This window comes from Blastococcus sp. SYSU D00820 (assembly GCF_054050695.1).
Window position 1 is genome coordinate 24,589 of sequence record NZ_JBJGZW010000017.1, and the last position, 14,376, is coordinate 38,964.

Sequence of the window (14,376 nt, forward strand, 5' to 3'; positions counted from 1 at the left end):
TCCGGGACGACGTCCGGGGGGCGCGCCGCCGCGCCGCCCGGGCCGGCTGAGGAGCGCCGCCGGTGGTCGCACACCCCGACCTGCCCGCTCCCGGACGACCCGCTCGCGGCAGCGGCGCCTCCCGGCTCACTCCCGCCGGGGTGGCGGAGGTCGACACGGCGCTCGAGCAGGAGGCGGCCGATCCGCCGGCCGACGCCGCCGAGCCGGCCCCGCCGGGCGCCGGTGAGGTCGTCGTCGGCCCCGGGGACGTCGCGGCGGGCTCGGCCGGCCTGCCGCGCTGGCTGGTGCTGCTGGTCGGCGGCGCCGCCGCGACCATCGCGCTGGCCGGCGTCCGGTCGATCGCCTGGCTGATCGCGCCGGTGCTGCTGGCGCTGGTGATCGTCGTCGCGCTGATGCCGGTGCAGCGCTGGCTGCTGCGGCACGGCGTGCCCCGCTGGCTGAGCGCCACCGTGCTGCTGGTGCTCGTCTGGACGGTGCTGCTGTCCTTCGTCGCGCTGCTGGTGCTGTCGATCGCCCAGCTGGCCGCGCTGCTGCCGGACTACGCGCCGCAGTTCAACGACCTGCTGCGATCGGTGCAGGCCGACCTCAACGACGCCGGGGTGGTCTCCGGCCAGCTGTCCGACCTCGTCGCCCAGATCGACTACGGGCAGCTGGTCGGCGTGGCCACCGGCCTGCTCGCCAGCCTCACCGACGCTGCCACCACGCTGCTGCTCCTGCTGTCCGCGCTGGTCTTCCTCGCCATCGAGAGCGGCGGCTTCGGCAAGCGGCTGGGCCTGATCGCCGCCGAGCGCCCGCACCTGCCGATCGCCCTGGGCCTGTTCGCCCGCGGCACCCGCAGCTACCTGCTGGTGAGCACGGTCTTCGGGTTCGTCGTGGCGATCGGCGACACGATCGCCCTGGCGATCCTCGACGTGCCGCTCCCGCTGCTGTGGGGCCTGCTGTCGTTCATCACCAACTACGTGCCCAACATCGGCTTCGTCCTGGGCCTGGTGCCGCCGGCGCTGCTCGGCCTGCTGGCCGGCGGGTGGACCGAGTTCTGGGTCATCGTCATCGTCTACTCGGTGCTCAACTTCGTCGTCCAGACGCTGATCCAGCCGCGGTTCGTCGGCGACTCGGTCGGCCTGTCGATGACCGTCACCTTCCTCGCGCTGCTGTTCTGGGGCTGGGTGCTCGGCGCGCTGGGGGCCCTGCTCGCCATCCCGCTGACCCTGCTGGTCAAGGCCCTGCTGGTGGACGTCGACCCGCGCGGGCACTGGCTCGACGCGCTGCTGCGCGAGGAACCGCGCGCGCCGCGGACCAGCCGGGCCCGGCAGCGCGCCCAGGCCCGCCGGGCCGCGCTGGCCTCGGTGCGCGCGCTGCACGTGCCCCGGCCGCACCGGCGGTCGGCGGCGGAGCGGCCGCCGGAGGAGACCGCGGAGGGGTGACCGGGCCGGCGCAGGAACTGGTGGTCATGGTCGGGCTGCAGGGGGCCGGCAAGACCACCTGGGTGGCCACGCACCTGGCCGGCACCCACGCGGTCGTCAGCAAGGACCACTGGCCGCGCGCCCGCCGCCGCGAGGCCCGCCAGCAGCGGGTGGTGGCGCAGCTGCTCGCCGAGGGGCGCAGCGTCGTCGTCGACAACACCAACCCGGCACCCGAGGACCGCGCGGCGCTGGTCGCCGCCGCCCGCGCGGCCGGGGTGCCGGTGCGCGCGGTGTGGGTGGACACGCCGCCGGAGACCTGCCGGGCGCGCAACGACGCCCGCGAGGGCCGGGCGCGGGTGCCGGAGGTCGGGCTGGCGGCCACCCGGGCCCGGTTCGTGCCGCCGTCGACGGGGGAGGGCTTCGACCGGGTGGACGTCGTCCGGACGCGGGCCGTGTCGGTGCCCGGCGCCCCGGTGCGGTAGACACAGCAGCGCCCCGCCCCGCCGTCCCCGGAGGTCTGCGACCCCATGCTGGCCAGCATCGGCTACGCCGTCGCCTACACGGGGGTCGGCCTCGTGCTGCTGGTCCTCGGGTTCTACGCCCTGGACCTGCTCACCCCGGGCCACCTGGGCCGGCACATCTACGAGCACCGCTCGGTCAACGCCGCGATCACCCTTGCCGCCGGGTTCCTGGGGCAGGGCGCCATCGCCTTCGCCAGCATCTGGACCAACGCGACCAGCGGCTTCGGCCAGGCGCTCCTCTACACCGTCGTCTTCGGCGTGCTCGGGGTGCTGCTGCAGGCGGTCGCGTTCGTGCTGCTGGACCTGATCACCCCGGGCCGGCTCGGCCGGCACCTCACCGAGGTGACGTTCCACCCGGCCAGCCTGGTCAGCGCCGCCGCCCAGCTCTCCGTGGCGGCGATCATCGTGGCCAGCATCTGGCCCTGAGCGGAGCCCCGTCCGGCGGTCGAGACCGCTCGCGAGGCCGGACCGCCCCGGCCGTACGGTGTCGAGGGACTTCACGACGATCGACCGGCACCCGCGGGGTGCCGACACGAAGGGGAGCGACATGAGCAGCGACACCAGCGGGGCCGCCGGCCGCGTGGCCATCGTCACCGGCGCGGCCCGCGGCATCGGCGCCGCCACCGCCCAGAAGCTGGCCGCCGACGGCTTCGCCGTCGCCGTGCTGGACCTCGAGGAGACGGCGGCGCAGGGCACCGTCTCGGCGATCGAGGCGGCCGGGGGCAAGGGCCTGGCCGTGGGTGCCGACGTGAGCGACGCCGACCAGGTGCAGGCCGCGGTCGACCGGGTCGCCGCCGAGCTCGGCGCCCCCGTGGTGCTGGTCAACAACGCGGGCGTCACCCGCGACAACATGCTGTTCAAGATGACCGACGCCGACTGGGACGTCGTCATGAACGTGCACCTGCGGGGTGCCTTCCTCATGACCCGCGCGGCCCAGAAGCACATGATCGACGCCAAGTGGGGCCGGATCGTCAACCTCTCCAGCGTCTCGGCGCTGGGCAACCGCGGCCAGGCCAACTACGCCACCGCCAAGGCCGGGCTGCAGGGCTTCACCAAGACCGTCGCCATCGAGCTGGGCAAGTTCGGCGTGACCGCCAACGCGATCGCCCCGGGCTTCATCCAGACCGAGATGACCAAGGCGACCGCCGAGCGCATCGGCGTGCCGTTCGAGGACTTCATCGCCGCCGCCGCCAAGGAGATCCCGGTGGCCCGCGTCGGCCAGCCCGAGGACATCGCGAACCTGGTGTCGTTCCTCGTCAGCGAGGGCGCCGGCTTCGTGTCCGGCCAGGTCATCTACGCCGCGGGCGGCCCGAAGGCCTGAGGCCGCGTGCAGGGGCCCGCGGCGCGCGTCGTGGGGAGCAGGCATGTCCTCCTCCTGTGAGACGCACGACGCCGGCCGGCGGGCACAGCGCCCCGCCGGCCGGCGTTGTGACTGCCGTGGACCGCTCCTCCCTCCGGCTCGCCGTCCTCGGTGACTCCATCGCCTACGGCACCGGCGCCCAGCGCACCGCTGACACCCTCGGCCCCCGGCTGGCCGCCGCCCTCGACCTCGAGGGCTACGACGTCGCGCTCTCCGTGCTCGCCGTCCCGGGCGCGGTCAGCGCCGGGCTCGCCGCGCAGGTGCGCTCGGCGGTGGCGCTCGGCGCCGACCTCGCCGTCGTGGTGATCGGCGCCAACGACCTCGCCCGGTTCGTGCCGACCGACGCCGCGGTGGCCGCCCTCGCGCAGGCGGTGCGCGACCTGCGCGCCGCCGGCACCGACGTGGTGGTCGTCCCGGCGCCGGACATGTCGAGCATCCCGTTCGTCCCGCCGGCCTTCCGCCCGGTCGTGCAGGCCGCCTCGGTCCGGCTGCAGGAGCAGCAGGCCGCGGCCGCCGAGGCGGCGGGCGCGTCGGTCGCCGCCGTCGCCGCGCACGTCGGCCGCTCCTTCGAGAGCGATCCGGCGATGTTCGCCGCCGACCGGTTCCACCCGTCGTCGACCGGCTACGCCGCGATCGCCGCCGCGCTGGTGCCCTTCGTCGTCCGCGCCGCGCACGCCCGCCGGGACGCCCGCGCGGCCTGAGCGGCCGCGCGGGCGCCGGGCGGTCACATGTCGCGGTAGCGCTGGGCCGCGGCGACCGCCGCGGTCAGCCCGGCGAGGTCGAGGTCGGCGCCGTAGCCCGGGGTGTCGCGCTGGATCCGCCAGCCCTCGGCGAGCGGGCCCAGGTCGAGGACGTCGAAGCCGAGGCCGTCGATGAACGCGGTGACGGTCTCCTTGGCCGCCGCGTCGTCGCCGGCTATGGCCAGCGCGCGGCGGTGCGGCGTGCCCGGCGGCGTGCGGCGGGCGGTGATGTCGGCGGCGAGGATGTGGTTGAACGCCTTGACCACCCGCGAGCTCGGCAGGTGCTGCTGGGCCAGCTCCGCGGTGGTGGTGGTCTCGTCGTCGAGCGCGGCGATCCGCCCGTCCCGCTCCGGGTAGTAGTTGTTGGTGTCGATGACGACCTTGCCGGCCAGCGGCTCGACGGGGACGTCGGGCAGCGCCTTGAGCGGCACGGTCACCACGACGATGTCGCCGGCGGCGCCGGCGTCGTCGGCGGTGGCCGCGCGGATCGCGCCGCGCCGGCCGGGCCGGGCCTCGATCGCCGCGACGGTGCCGGCCAGGGTCTCCGGGCCGCGGGAGTTGGACAGGACGACGTCGTGGCCGGCGTCGGTCGCTGCCTGGGCCAGCGCCGTGCCGATGTGGCCGGCGCCGATGATGCCGATGGTGGTCATGCCCTGCCCGAACGCGGCAGCGCGCCGTCCATTCCGCCGGCGAGCAGCTGAGCGAGGTGGAGGCCGCGCCGGCCGGCCAGCTGGTCGAGCTGGGTGCGGCAGGAGAACCCGTCGGCCAGCACCACGCCGTCCTCGCCCAGCTCCCGGACCGCCGGCAGCAGCTGCCCCTCGGCGATCGCGACCGACACGTCGTGGTGGCCGCGCTCGATGCCCCAGTTGCCGGCCAGCCCGCAGCAGCCGCCGATCCGGCGCACGCGGGCCCCGGCGTCGCGCAGCAGCCGCTCGTCGGCCGACCAGCCCATCGTGGCGGCGTGGTGGCAGTGCGGCTGGGCGACCACCTCCAGCCCGTCGAGGGACGGCGGCCGCCACCCCGGCGCGCGGGCGAGCAGCTCGGCGAGGGTCGACGTCCCCTGCGCCAGGCGCTCGGCGGCGGGGCCGGGCACCAGCTCGCGGGCGTCGCCGCGCAGCACGGCCGTGCAGGAGGGCTCGAGCCCCACGACCGGCACCCCGGCCTCGGCCAGCGGGGCCAGCGCGGCCACGGTCCGGCCGAGGATCGCCCGCGCGCGGTCCAGCTGCCCGGTGGTGATCCAGGTCAGCCCGCAGCAGGTGTCGGCGGCCGGCACCTGCACCCGGTAGCCGGCCTCCTCCAGCACCCGCACCGCCGCCTCGGCCACCTCGGGGGCGAAGTGGTCGGTGAACGAGTCGACCCACAGCGCGACCGGATCGCCGGTGGTGCGCTCCGGGCGGCGGGCCCACCGGTCGCGGAACGTCCGCTCGGCGAACGCGGGCAGGTCGCGGCGCTGGTCGACCCCCGCACCCCACCGGGCCAGCCGGGCGCCGGCCCGCGAGGAGAGGACGGCGTTGACCAGCCGCGGCGCGCGGGCGGCGAGGTCGGCCCAGCGGGGCAGCCGGCCCAGCGTGTAGTGCGACCGCGGGCGCAGCCGGCCGCGATGGCTCTGGTACAGCACCTCGGCCTTGTAGGCGGCCATGTCCACGCCGGTGGGGCAGTCGCGGGCGCACCCCTTGCACGACAGGCACAGGTCGAGCGCCGCATGCACCTCCGGCGACCGCCAGTCGCGCACCGGCCCGCCGGGCGCCAGCATCTCCTGCAGCACGCGGGCGCGGCCGCGGGTGGAGTCCTTCTCCTCGCGGGTGGCGGGGAACGACGGGCACATCACCCCGCCGGTGGCGGTCAGGTCGGCCCGGCACTTGCCGACGCCGGTGCAGCGGTGCACGGCGGCGGAGAGGTCGCCCCCGTCGTGCCGGTAGGCCAGGGCCAGCCCCTCGGTGAGCCGGGGCGCGGCGGCCACGCGGACGTCGGCGTCCAGCGGGGCCGGGCGCACGAGCACGCCGGGGTTGAGCACGTCGTCGGGGTCGAACAGCGCCTTGACCCGCTCGAACAGCGCGAGCACCCGCCCGGAGTACATGGTGGTCAGCAGCTCGCTGCGGGCCCGGCCGTCGCCGTGCTCGCCGGAGATCGAGCCGCCGTAGCGGGCGACCAGCGCGGCGGCGTCGGTGACGAACGCGCGGTAGCGGCTGCGGCCGGCGTCGTCGGCGGCACCGAACGGGAAGTCGATCCGCACGTGCACGCAGCCGTCGCCGAAGTGCCCGTACGGCACCCCCTGCAGCCCGTGCTCGTCCAGCAGCGCCTCGAAGCCCCGCAGGTAGGAGCCGAGCGACTCGACGGGCACGGCGGCGTCCTCCCAGCCCGCGTGGGCCGGGCGGCCGTCGCTGGTGCGCGCGGCCAGGCCCGCGCCGTCCTCCCGGATCCGCCAGATCGCCGCCGCCTCGGCCGGGTCGGTGACCACCAGGACGTCGACCGCGCCGGCGTCGGCGACCACGCGCGCGGCCGTCGCCTCGACCTCCGCGAGGCTGTCGCCGGTCACCTCCACGACCAGCCAGCCCTCGCCGCGCGGCAGGTCCGGGACGACGGCGGCCGGCACATCGCGCAGCCGCTGCACGATGCGCTGGTCCAGCCCCTCGACGGCGGTGGGGCGGTGGGGGAGCAGGGCGGGGGTGGCGTCGGCGGCGTCGGCCATCGACGGGTAGCCGAGCACGACCAGCCCCCGGAACGGGGCGTCGGCCACCAGCCGCACGGTCGCGCCGAGCACCAGCGCGAGGGTGCCCTCGCTGCCGACCAGCGCGCGGGCGGCGTCGGCGCCGCGCTCGGGCAGCAGGTGCTCCAGCGAGTAGCCCGACACCTGCCGGCCGAAGCGGCCCAGCTCCGTGCGGATCGCGGCGAGGTCGCCGGCGACCAGGCGGCGCAGGTCGTCCAGCACCCCGCCGGCCGCCCCCGGGCCGAGCCGCAGCCGGTCGCCGCCGCCGGTCACCACGTCCAGGCCGACGACGTTGTCCGACGTCCGCCCGTAGCCCAGCGCCCGCGAGCCGCAGGCGTTGTTGCCGATCATCCCGCCGACGGTGCAGCGGTTGTGCGTGCTCGGGTCGGGGCCGAAGCGCAGCCCGTGCGGGCGGGCCGCCGCCTGCAGCGAGGCCTGCACGACCCCCGGGTCGACCGTCGCCGTCCGTGCCTCGGCGTCGATGCCGTGCACCCGGGTCAGGTGCCGGCTGGTGTCGACGACGACGCCCGGGCCGACCGCGTTGCCGGCGATGGACGTGCCGGCGCCGCGCGCGGTCAGGGGGACGCCGAGCTCGCGGCAGACCTCGAGGGTGGCCACCAGCTCGTCGGGGTGCCGGGGGCGGACGACGGCGCGCGGCAGCACCCGGTACAGCGAGCCATCGGAGGAGTACAGGGCCCGGGCGAGGCCCGAGTCGTCGACGTCGGCGAGGCCGGCCCGCCGCAACGCCGCGGTCACCTCGGCCGTCGCGGGATCGGGCCGGGCAGCGCGGGAGGTCATGGGCCGATCGTCTCCCGCGGGTTCCGCGCGGGGCCACCGGCGGTGGCCCCGCGCCGGCTCACTCGGTGGGCGGCTCGTCCTTGCCGGACTCCTCGGCCTCGTCGGCCTCCTCCTTGGTGTGGTGCACCGCGCCGTCGGCGTGCTCCGGGGGGCCGTAGACGGTGTAGAGGATGAGCGGGTTCTCGCCGGTGTTGAGGAAGTTGTGCTTCGTGCCCGCGGGGACGACGACGAGGTCGCCCTGGGCCACCTTCTTGGTGGCGCCGCCGACCTTGGCCTCACCGGTGCCGCTGACGAAGGTGAGGATCTGGTCGATGTCCTCGTGGACCTCCTCGCCGATCTCGCCGCCCGGCGGGATCGTCATGATCACCAGCTGGGTGTTCTTGCCGGTCCACAGCACCCGGCGGAAGTCCGCGCTCTTCTCCGCCTCGGTCGCGATCGTGTAGTGGATGACGGACGCCATCGACGCGCTCCTCTCTCCTGACCTGCAGTTCCGGTGCGTCCGGGCGCGGCGGGGCCGGCCGGACGGCTGACCTGCTGGTCCTGCCCCCGACCCGCGCGGAGTAGTCCTCCCGAGCGGGTGAAGGACGCCGCACCGGGCCCGTGCCCCCCTCCGGCCCTCCCGAGGTGGTTTGACATCCGGACCGACCCTGTTACGGTCAGCCGGTCGGTAGGGAAGTCCAACCGCCTGGAGGCCCCCGTGTCGCGCACCCCCGCCGAGCCGTCCGTCCTCGCGCCGCCGGCCCCGGGGGAGGCGACGCCGGCCGAGCAGCGCCGGGTCCTCGCGCTCGTGTCGGCCAGCACCGTCGTCGTGCTCGCCGCCTTCGTGACACCGCTGGCCACCGGCGTCCGCACCGCCGCCGACCTCGGCACCGGTGCCGGGGGCACGGCGTGGCTGCTCAGCGCCATGAGCGTGGGGCTGGCCGCGGCCCTGCTCGTGGCCGGCACGGTGGCCGACGACGTCGGCCGGCGGCGGGTGTTCGTCGCCGGCCTCGTCGTGCTGGCGGTCGGCGCCGCCGTCTGCGCGGCTGCCCCCGGCACCGGCTGGGTGGTCGCCGGGCGGCTCGTGCAGGGGGTGGGCGGCGCGGCCGTCCTCGCCTGCTCCCTGGGCCTGATCGCCGCGGCGTACCCCGTCGGTCCGGGCCGGGCCCGCGCGGCCGCGGTGTGGGGCGCCTGCATCGGCGCCGGCACCGGTGTCGGCGGGCTGGCCACCGTCGTCCTCGACGGCGCCGACGGCTGGCGTGCCACGTACGCCGCGACCGCCGTGCTCGCCCTCGCCGGGGCGGCCGCGGCACGCTGGGGCCTGCCCGAGACGCCGCGGATGCCCCGCGCCGGCCTCGACGTCGCCGGCGCGGTCCTCCTCGTGGGTACGGTCGCCGCGCTGCTCACCGCCCTGGTGGCGCTCCGCAGCGGCACGGGGCCGACGGTCGTCGCGCTGCTGTTCACGGGCAGCGGGCTGCTCGCGGTGGCCCTGGTCGTCGCCGAGCGGCGAGCGGTCGCGCCGCTGGTGGAGCCGGCCCTGTTCCGGGTGCCCGGGTTCGTCGCCGCGACGGTGGGCGCGCTGGTCACCGGGGCCGCGGTCGTGGGCCTGATGTCCTACCTGCCCACGGTGCTCCAGCGCGGGCTCGGCGACAGCCTCCTGGCCGCCACGGTCCTGGTGCTGGTCTGGTCGGCGGTGGCCACCGTCGTCGCCGTCGGGCTGCGGTGGGTGCCCGGCGTCGACGGCCGGCTGCTGCTCGCCGGCGCGCTCGCCGTCTCCGCGGCCGGGATCGCGCTCCTGGCCGTGCTCGCGCCCGACGGGTCGTGGCTGCGCGTGCTGCCCGGGATGGTGGTGCTCGGCGCGGGCTACGGCGCGGCCAACGCGGCGCTGGGCCGGGAGGCGGTGGCGCACGTGCCGGCGGCCCGCGCGTCGATGGGCAGCGGGGCCAACAACACGGCCCGGTACGTGGGGGCCGCGCTCGGCGTCACCGTCGTGGTGCTCGCGGCCGGCCCGGCGGCCTCGCCCGCCGGGCTCACCAGCGGCTGGAACGCCGCGGCCCTCGGCGGCGCGGCGGTGGCCCTCGCCGGCGCGCTGGCGGTGCTGCTGATCCGGCCGGCCCGTCGCTGACGGTCGCCCTGGCAGCACCGCCGCTGCCCGGTGGTGGGTGAGGTCACCCCCCGGAAGCGGAAGAAACAGGGCCGTCGATGACGTCGTCCCTGGGGTGAGCGCACCCGAACCGGCCCGCGCCACCGCCCGTGCCGTGGCGGTCTGGCTGGTGGCCCTGCTGGCCTACGTGGTGGCGATCTTCCACCGCGCCTCGCTGGGCGTCGCCGGCGTCGAGGCGCAGGAGCGGTTCTCCGCCGGGGCGTCGGCGGTCTCGCTGTTCCTCGTGCTGCAGCTCGCCGTGTACGCGGCCATGCAGGTGCCGGTGGGCGTGGCGCTGGACCGGTACGGCTCCCGGCGGCTGATCGTGGCCGGCGGGCTGACGATGGCCGCCGGGCAGCTGCTGCTCGCGCTGGCCACCGACGTGCCCACCGCGGTCGCCGCCCGGGTGCTGGTCGGGGCCGGCGACGCCATGACGTTCATCAGCGTGCTGCGGGTCGTCGGGCTGTGGTTCCCCGGCCGCACGGTGCCGCTGATCACCCAGCTCACCGGCATCCTCGGCCAGGTCGGCGCGGTGGTCGCCGCCTATCCGCTGGTCGCCCTGCTGCACTCGGTGGCCTGGCGGAGCACCTTCCTCGGCGCGGCCGCGGTCGGGCTGCTGGTCGCCGTCCTCGTGTTCGCGGCGCTGCGCGACGCGCCGCCCGGCACCGTCCTCGCCGTGCCGGCCGACCTCGCCGAGGTGCGCCGCGCGCTGGCCGCCACCTGGCGGGAGCCCGGCACCCGGGTCGGGCTGTACACCCACCTCGTCACCCAGTTCTCCGGCACGGTCTTCGCGCTGCTGTGGGGCTATCCGTTCCTCGTGGTGGGGCAGGGCCTGAGCCCGGCGGTCGCCGCCGGGCTGCTCACCCTGCTGGTGCTCGTCGGCATGGTCGTCGGCCCGCTGCTCGGCCGGCTGTGCGCCCGCTGGCCGCTGCGCCGGTCGGTTCTGGTGCTCGCCATCCTCGCCGCGACCGCCGGGATGTGGACCGTCGTCCTGCTGTGGCCCGGGCGGGCACCCCTGCCGCTGCTGGTCGCGCTGGTCGTCGTCCTCGGCACCAACGGGCCCGGGTCGATGATCGGCTTCGACTTCGCCCGCACCTGGAACCCGGCCGAGCGGCAGGGCAGCGCCAGCGGCGTGGTCAACGTCGGCGGGTTCGTGGCCTCGCTGCTGACCGTGCTGGCGATCGGCGCGGTGCTCGACGTGCTGACCCCGGGCGCCTCCACCGCCTACTCGCTGGACGCGTTCCGCGCCGCGTTCGCCGTGCAGTACGTGTTCTGGGCGATCGGCCTGGCCGGCCTGCTTCACCACCGGCGGCTGCTGCGCGCCCGGCTGATCGACGACGGCGTCGTCCTCGTGCCGCTGGGCACCGCGGTGGCCGCCCGGCTGCGGAGCCGGACCGCCGTCCGCTGATCCCGCCTGCGCTGGCGGGCCCCGCGGCCCCCGGCCAGGATCGCTGACGTGGACGTCGTGGTCGGGCTGGATGCGGGGACGACGGCCACGAAGGCCGTCACCGCCGGCACCGACGCCCGCGTCCGCGACCTGGTGAGCATCGGCTATCGGCTGCTGGTGCCGGCACCCGGCCGCGCCGAGCTCGACGCGCACCGGCTGGCCGGCGCCGCCGTCGAGGCCCTCACCCAGGTGGCCGCCCGGGCCCGGGAGCGGGGTGACCGCGTGGTCGGGATCTGCCTGTCCGCCGCCATGCACGGCGTCGTTCCGCTGGACGACGACGGCGCGCCGCTGGGAACCGTGCTGACCTGGGCCGACGCCCGCGCCGCCGGGCAGGCCGCCGCCCTCGGGACGGCCGGCCGCGCCGCGGGGCTGCACGCCCGCACCGGCACCCCCGTGCACCCGATGGCGCCCCTGGTCAAGCTGGCCTGGACCGCCGAGCACGACCCCGACGCGGTGCGCCGGGTGCCGCGCTGGGGAGGGGTCAAGGAGCTGCTGGTCGGCGCGCTGTGCGGCGGGGCGCACGTGCTGGACCGCTCGTGCGCCTCGACCACGGGCATGTACGACCTGCGCGCCCAGCGGTGGGACGACGAGGCGGTGGACATCGCCGGCGTGCGCGTGGCGCAGCTGCCCGAGGTGCTGCCCACCACCACGGTGCTGCCCCGGCTGCGGCCGGAGGTGGCCGCCGCGGCCGGGCTGCCGGAGGCCACCCCCGTGGTGCTGGGCGCCGCCGACGGCGTGCTGGCCAACCTCGGGGTCGGCGCCGTGCGGCCCGACGTCGCGGCGGTGTCGCTGGGCACCAGCGGCGCGCTGCGCGTCGTCGTCCCCGAGCCGACGATCGACCCCGACCGCCGGCTGTTCTGCTACGCGCTCACCGACGAGCACTGGGTGGTCGGGGGAGCGGTGAACAACGGCGGCTCGGTGGTGCGCTGGGCCGCCCAGGCGCTGGCCGACGGCGCGCACCTGGAGGGGGAGGAGGCCGACGAGTTCGACGCCCGGCTGCTCGCCGAGGCCGCCGGGGTGCCGGCGGGCAGCGACGGCCTGCTCTGCCTGCCCTACCTGCTGGGCGAGCGGGCGCCGTGGTGGCGCTCCGGGCTGCGCGGCGCCTACCTCGGGCTGCGCCGCGAGCACCGCCGCCCGCACCTGGTGCGGGCCGCGGTCGAGGGCGTCTGCCAGCAGCTGGCGCTGGTGCGCGACGCCTTCGGCGCCGCCCGGCTGCCGGTGCGGGAGGTCCGGGCCACGGGCGGCGCGGTCGCCGCCGACCTGTGGGTGCAGACGCTGGCCGCCGCGCTGGACCTCCCGGTGCGGGTCGCCGACTCCCCGGAGGGCACCGGCCTCGGCGCCTGCCTGCTCGGCTGGCACGCGCTGGGCGCGCTGCCCGACCTGGACGCCGCCACCGCGCTCGTCGCCGTCTCCGATCCGGTGGACCCGGAACCGCGGGCGGCCGCTCTGTACCGCGCGATGCGGCCGCTGGTGGCACGCTCGACGGACGCGCTGACCGACGTCCTGACGGCGCTGGACGCGCTCGACGACAGCCCGGCCGACCCGGTGGAGGCGCCGGCCGGGGGGAGGAGGCGGTCATGAAGGGTGCGGTCCGTGCCGCGGTCGCGGGGCTGGGGGCGGTGGCCGCCGTGGCCGCCCGCGACCTGCTGCAGCGCGAGCACACGCTGCTGCGCAACTACCCGGTGGTGGGCCATGCCCGCTACCTGCTGGAGTCCATCGGGCCGGAGCTGCGCCAGTACCTGGTGGCCGGCAACGACGAGGAGCGGCCGTTCACCCGCGACCAGCGGCGCTGGGTCTACGCCTCGTCGAAGAAGGAGAACAACTACTTCGGGTTCGGCACCGACAACGACGTCGAGCACACGGCGGGCTACGCCGTCATCAAGCACCGCACCTTCGGCCGCGCCGTGCCGCCGTCGCACCCGGCCTCCGGGTACGACGTCGAGCTGCCCTCGGCCAAGGTGCTGGGCGGGCCGCGCGGGCGGGCGCACGCCTTCCGCCCGCGGTCGGTGGTCAACGTGTCGGCGATGAGCTTCGGCTCGCTGTCGGGCGCGGCGGTCGAGGCGATCAACCGCGGGGTGGCGCTGGCCGGGTGCCTGCAGAACACCGGCGAGGGCGGGCTGTCGGTGCACCACCGGCACGGCGGGGAGCTGGTGTTCCAGATCGGCACCGCCTACTTCGGCTGCCGCGACGAGGACGGCCGGTTCGACCTGGCCCGGCTGCGCGACCTGGTGGCCTCGGCCCCGGTGCGGGCCCTCGAGATCAAGCTCAGCCAGGGGGCCAAGCCGGGCCTGGGCGGCGTGCTGCCGGCGGCGAAGGTCTCGCCGGAGATCGCCGCGGCGCGGGGCGTGCGGCAGGGCGTGGACTGCGTCAGCCCGTCGCGGCACGCGGAGTTCTCCGACGTCGACAGCCTGCTCGACTGGGTGGAGCTGCTGGCCGCCGAGACCGGGCTGCCCGTGGGCATCAAGGCCGCCGTCGGCGACATGACCTTCTGGGACGAGCTCACCGAGCTCATGGCCACCAGCGGGCGCGGCGTGGACTTCGTGACCATCGACGGCGGCGAGGGCGGCACCGGCGCCGCGCCGCTGATCTTCAGCGACTCGGTCTCGCTGCCCTTCCAGCTCGGGTTCGCCCGGGTGTACGCCACGTTCGCCCGTGCGGGGCTGACCGACTCGGTCACCTTCATCGGCGGCGGGAAGCTCGGCCTGCCCGACAACGCGATCGTCGCCTTCGCCCTGGGTTGCGACATGGTGAACGTCGCCCGCGAGGCGATGCTGGCGATCGGCTGCATCCAGGCGCAGAAGTGCCACACCGACCGCTGCCCGACCGGCGTGGCGACCCAGGACCCCTGGCTGGCCCACGGCCTGGACCCGGCGCTGAAGTCGGTGCGCCTGGCCAACTACGTCACCACGCTGCGCCGCGACCTGATGAAGGTGGCCGAGGCGTGCGGCGTCGAGCACCCCGGGCTGATCGACACCGGATCGGTGGAGATCCTCGACGGGCGGGTCTCGGGCACGCCGCTGGACCGGGTCTACGGCTACGAGCCCGGATGGGGGCTGCCGTCGGAGGCCGACCGGGCGGAGATCGTGCGGATCATGACGGGGGAGGGCGAGCAGGGCGGGTCGGCGACGCCGTCCGCGACCGCCGTCGGCTGATCCCTCGGGCATAGGAGGCTTTACCCACGCCCTGGCTCCCAGAACATGGGTAAAGCCTCCTATGCCGCGGCTCGCGCGGGCCTGGAATCGGGCACCCCGGCGGGCCTATCGTGGGCGCCCCGCGCC

The 14,376-nt window shown here is 76.6% G+C and carries 12 protein-coding genes; 9 read left to right on the plus strand and 3 right to left on the minus strand.

All coding sequences use genetic code 11. The features are described 5' to 3' along the window. Positions 1-62 precede the first annotated feature (62 nt). The 5 genes from ACI79R_RS16870 (at position 63) to ACI79R_RS16890 (ending at position 3,985) form a co-directional block, all read left to right on the plus strand. Positions 63-1,424 (plus strand): AI-2E family transporter, encoded by a 1,362-nt coding sequence (locus tag ACI79R_RS16870; protein WP_456574804.1) that lies wholly within the window; start codon positions 63-65, stop codon positions 1,422-1,424. Then, positions 1,421-1,885 carry an AAA family ATPase gene (locus tag ACI79R_RS16875; protein WP_456574805.1) on the plus strand — a complete coding sequence of 155 codons (465 nt, stop codon included), beginning with the start codon at positions 1,421-1,423 and terminating at the stop codon, positions 1,883-1,885. The genes ACI79R_RS16870 and ACI79R_RS16875 overlap by 4 nt, the downstream gene beginning before the upstream one ends. A 45-nt stretch (positions 1,886-1,930) precedes the next feature. Then, positions 1,931-2,350, plus strand: a complete 420-nt coding sequence (locus tag ACI79R_RS16880; protein ID WP_456574806.1) for a DUF350 domain-containing protein — start codon at positions 1,931-1,933, stop codon at positions 2,348-2,350. A gap of 121 nt (positions 2,351-2,471) precedes the next feature. Next, positions 2,472-3,245: a 3-oxoacyl-ACP reductase FabG gene (gene fabG, locus ACI79R_RS16885; protein WP_456574807.1), complete on the plus strand. Its 774-nt coding sequence runs from the start codon at positions 2,472-2,474 to the stop codon at positions 3,243-3,245. 116 nt (positions 3,246-3,361) lie between these two features. After that, positions 3,362-3,985 (plus strand): GDSL-type esterase/lipase family protein, encoded by a 624-nt coding sequence (locus ACI79R_RS16890; RefSeq protein WP_456574808.1) that lies wholly within the window; start codon positions 3,362-3,364, stop codon positions 3,983-3,985. Positions 3,986-4,008: 23 nt separating this feature from the next. On the opposite strand, the gene ACI79R_RS16895 is transcribed toward ACI79R_RS16890, so the two are convergent. Genes ACI79R_RS16895 through ACI79R_RS16905 form a run of 3 tightly spaced genes read right to left on the minus strand, consistent with a single transcriptional unit; the run spans position 4,009 to position 7,989 of the window. Then, entirely contained in the window at positions 4,009-4,674 is a 666-nt protein-coding gene (locus tag ACI79R_RS16895) for an NADPH-dependent F420 reductase (protein WP_456574809.1), read from the minus strand. Beyond that, positions 4,671-7,529 (minus strand): FAD-binding and (Fe-S)-binding domain-containing protein, encoded by a 2,859-nt coding sequence (locus ACI79R_RS16900; protein WP_456574810.1) that lies wholly within the window; start codon positions 7,527-7,529, stop codon positions 4,671-4,673. The genes ACI79R_RS16895 and ACI79R_RS16900 overlap by 4 nt, the downstream gene beginning before the upstream one ends. Before the next feature lie 58 nt (positions 7,530-7,587). Beyond that, a complete protein-coding gene (locus ACI79R_RS16905) occupies positions 7,588-7,989 on the minus strand; it encodes a cupin domain-containing protein (RefSeq protein ID WP_456574811.1) in 402 nt (133 codons plus the stop codon). A 237-nt stretch (positions 7,990-8,226) separates the two neighbouring features. On the opposite strand from ACI79R_RS16905, the gene ACI79R_RS16910 reads away from it, so the two are divergent. The 4 genes from ACI79R_RS16910 (at position 8,227) to ACI79R_RS16925 (ending at position 14,250) form a co-directional block, all read left to right on the plus strand. Next, a complete protein-coding gene (locus ACI79R_RS16910) occupies positions 8,227-9,633 on the plus strand; it encodes an MFS transporter (protein ID WP_456574812.1) in 1,407 nt (468 codons plus the stop codon). Between the two features lie 94 nt (positions 9,634-9,727). Beyond that, complete coding sequence (locus ACI79R_RS16915) at positions 9,728-11,059, plus strand: MFS transporter (RefSeq protein WP_456574813.1); 1,332 nt, start codon at positions 9,728-9,730, stop codon at positions 11,057-11,059. A 48-nt stretch (positions 11,060-11,107) separates the two neighbouring features. Beyond that, positions 11,108-12,679, plus strand: coding sequence for a gluconokinase (locus ACI79R_RS16920; protein WP_456574814.1), 1,572 nt, complete (start codon positions 11,108-11,110; stop codon positions 12,677-12,679). Continuing rightward, a complete protein-coding gene (locus ACI79R_RS16925) occupies positions 12,676-14,250 on the plus strand; it encodes a glutamate synthase-related protein (protein WP_456574815.1) in 1,575 nt (524 codons plus the stop codon). The genes ACI79R_RS16920 and ACI79R_RS16925 overlap by 4 nt, the downstream gene beginning before the upstream one ends. Positions 14,251-14,376: the final 126 nt, after the last annotated feature.

Bases quoted from the DNA above. Each gene is read 5' to 3' on its own strand.
- ACI79R_RS16880 (WP_456574806.1), top strand. From the start codon at position 1,931: ATGCTGGCCAGCATCGGCTACGCCGTCGCCTACACGGGGGTCGGCCTC.
- fabG (WP_456574807.1), top strand. From the start codon at position 2,472: ATGAGCAGCGACACCAGCGGGGCCGCCGGCCGCGTGGCCATCGTCACC.
- ACI79R_RS16895 (WP_456574809.1), bottom strand. From the start codon at position 4,674: ATGACCACCATCGGCATCATCGGCGCCGGCCACATCGGCACGGCGCTG.
- ACI79R_RS16900 (WP_456574810.1), bottom strand. From the start codon at position 7,529: ATGACCTCCCGCGCTGCCCGGCCCGATCCCGCGACGGCCGAGGTGACC.
- ACI79R_RS16905 (WP_456574811.1), bottom strand. From the start codon at position 7,989: ATGGCGTCCGTCATCCACTACACGATCGCGACCGAGGCGGAGAAGAGC.
- ACI79R_RS16925 (WP_456574815.1), top strand. From the start codon at position 12,676: ATGAAGGGTGCGGTCCGTGCCGCGGTCGCGGGGCTGGGGGCGGTGGCC.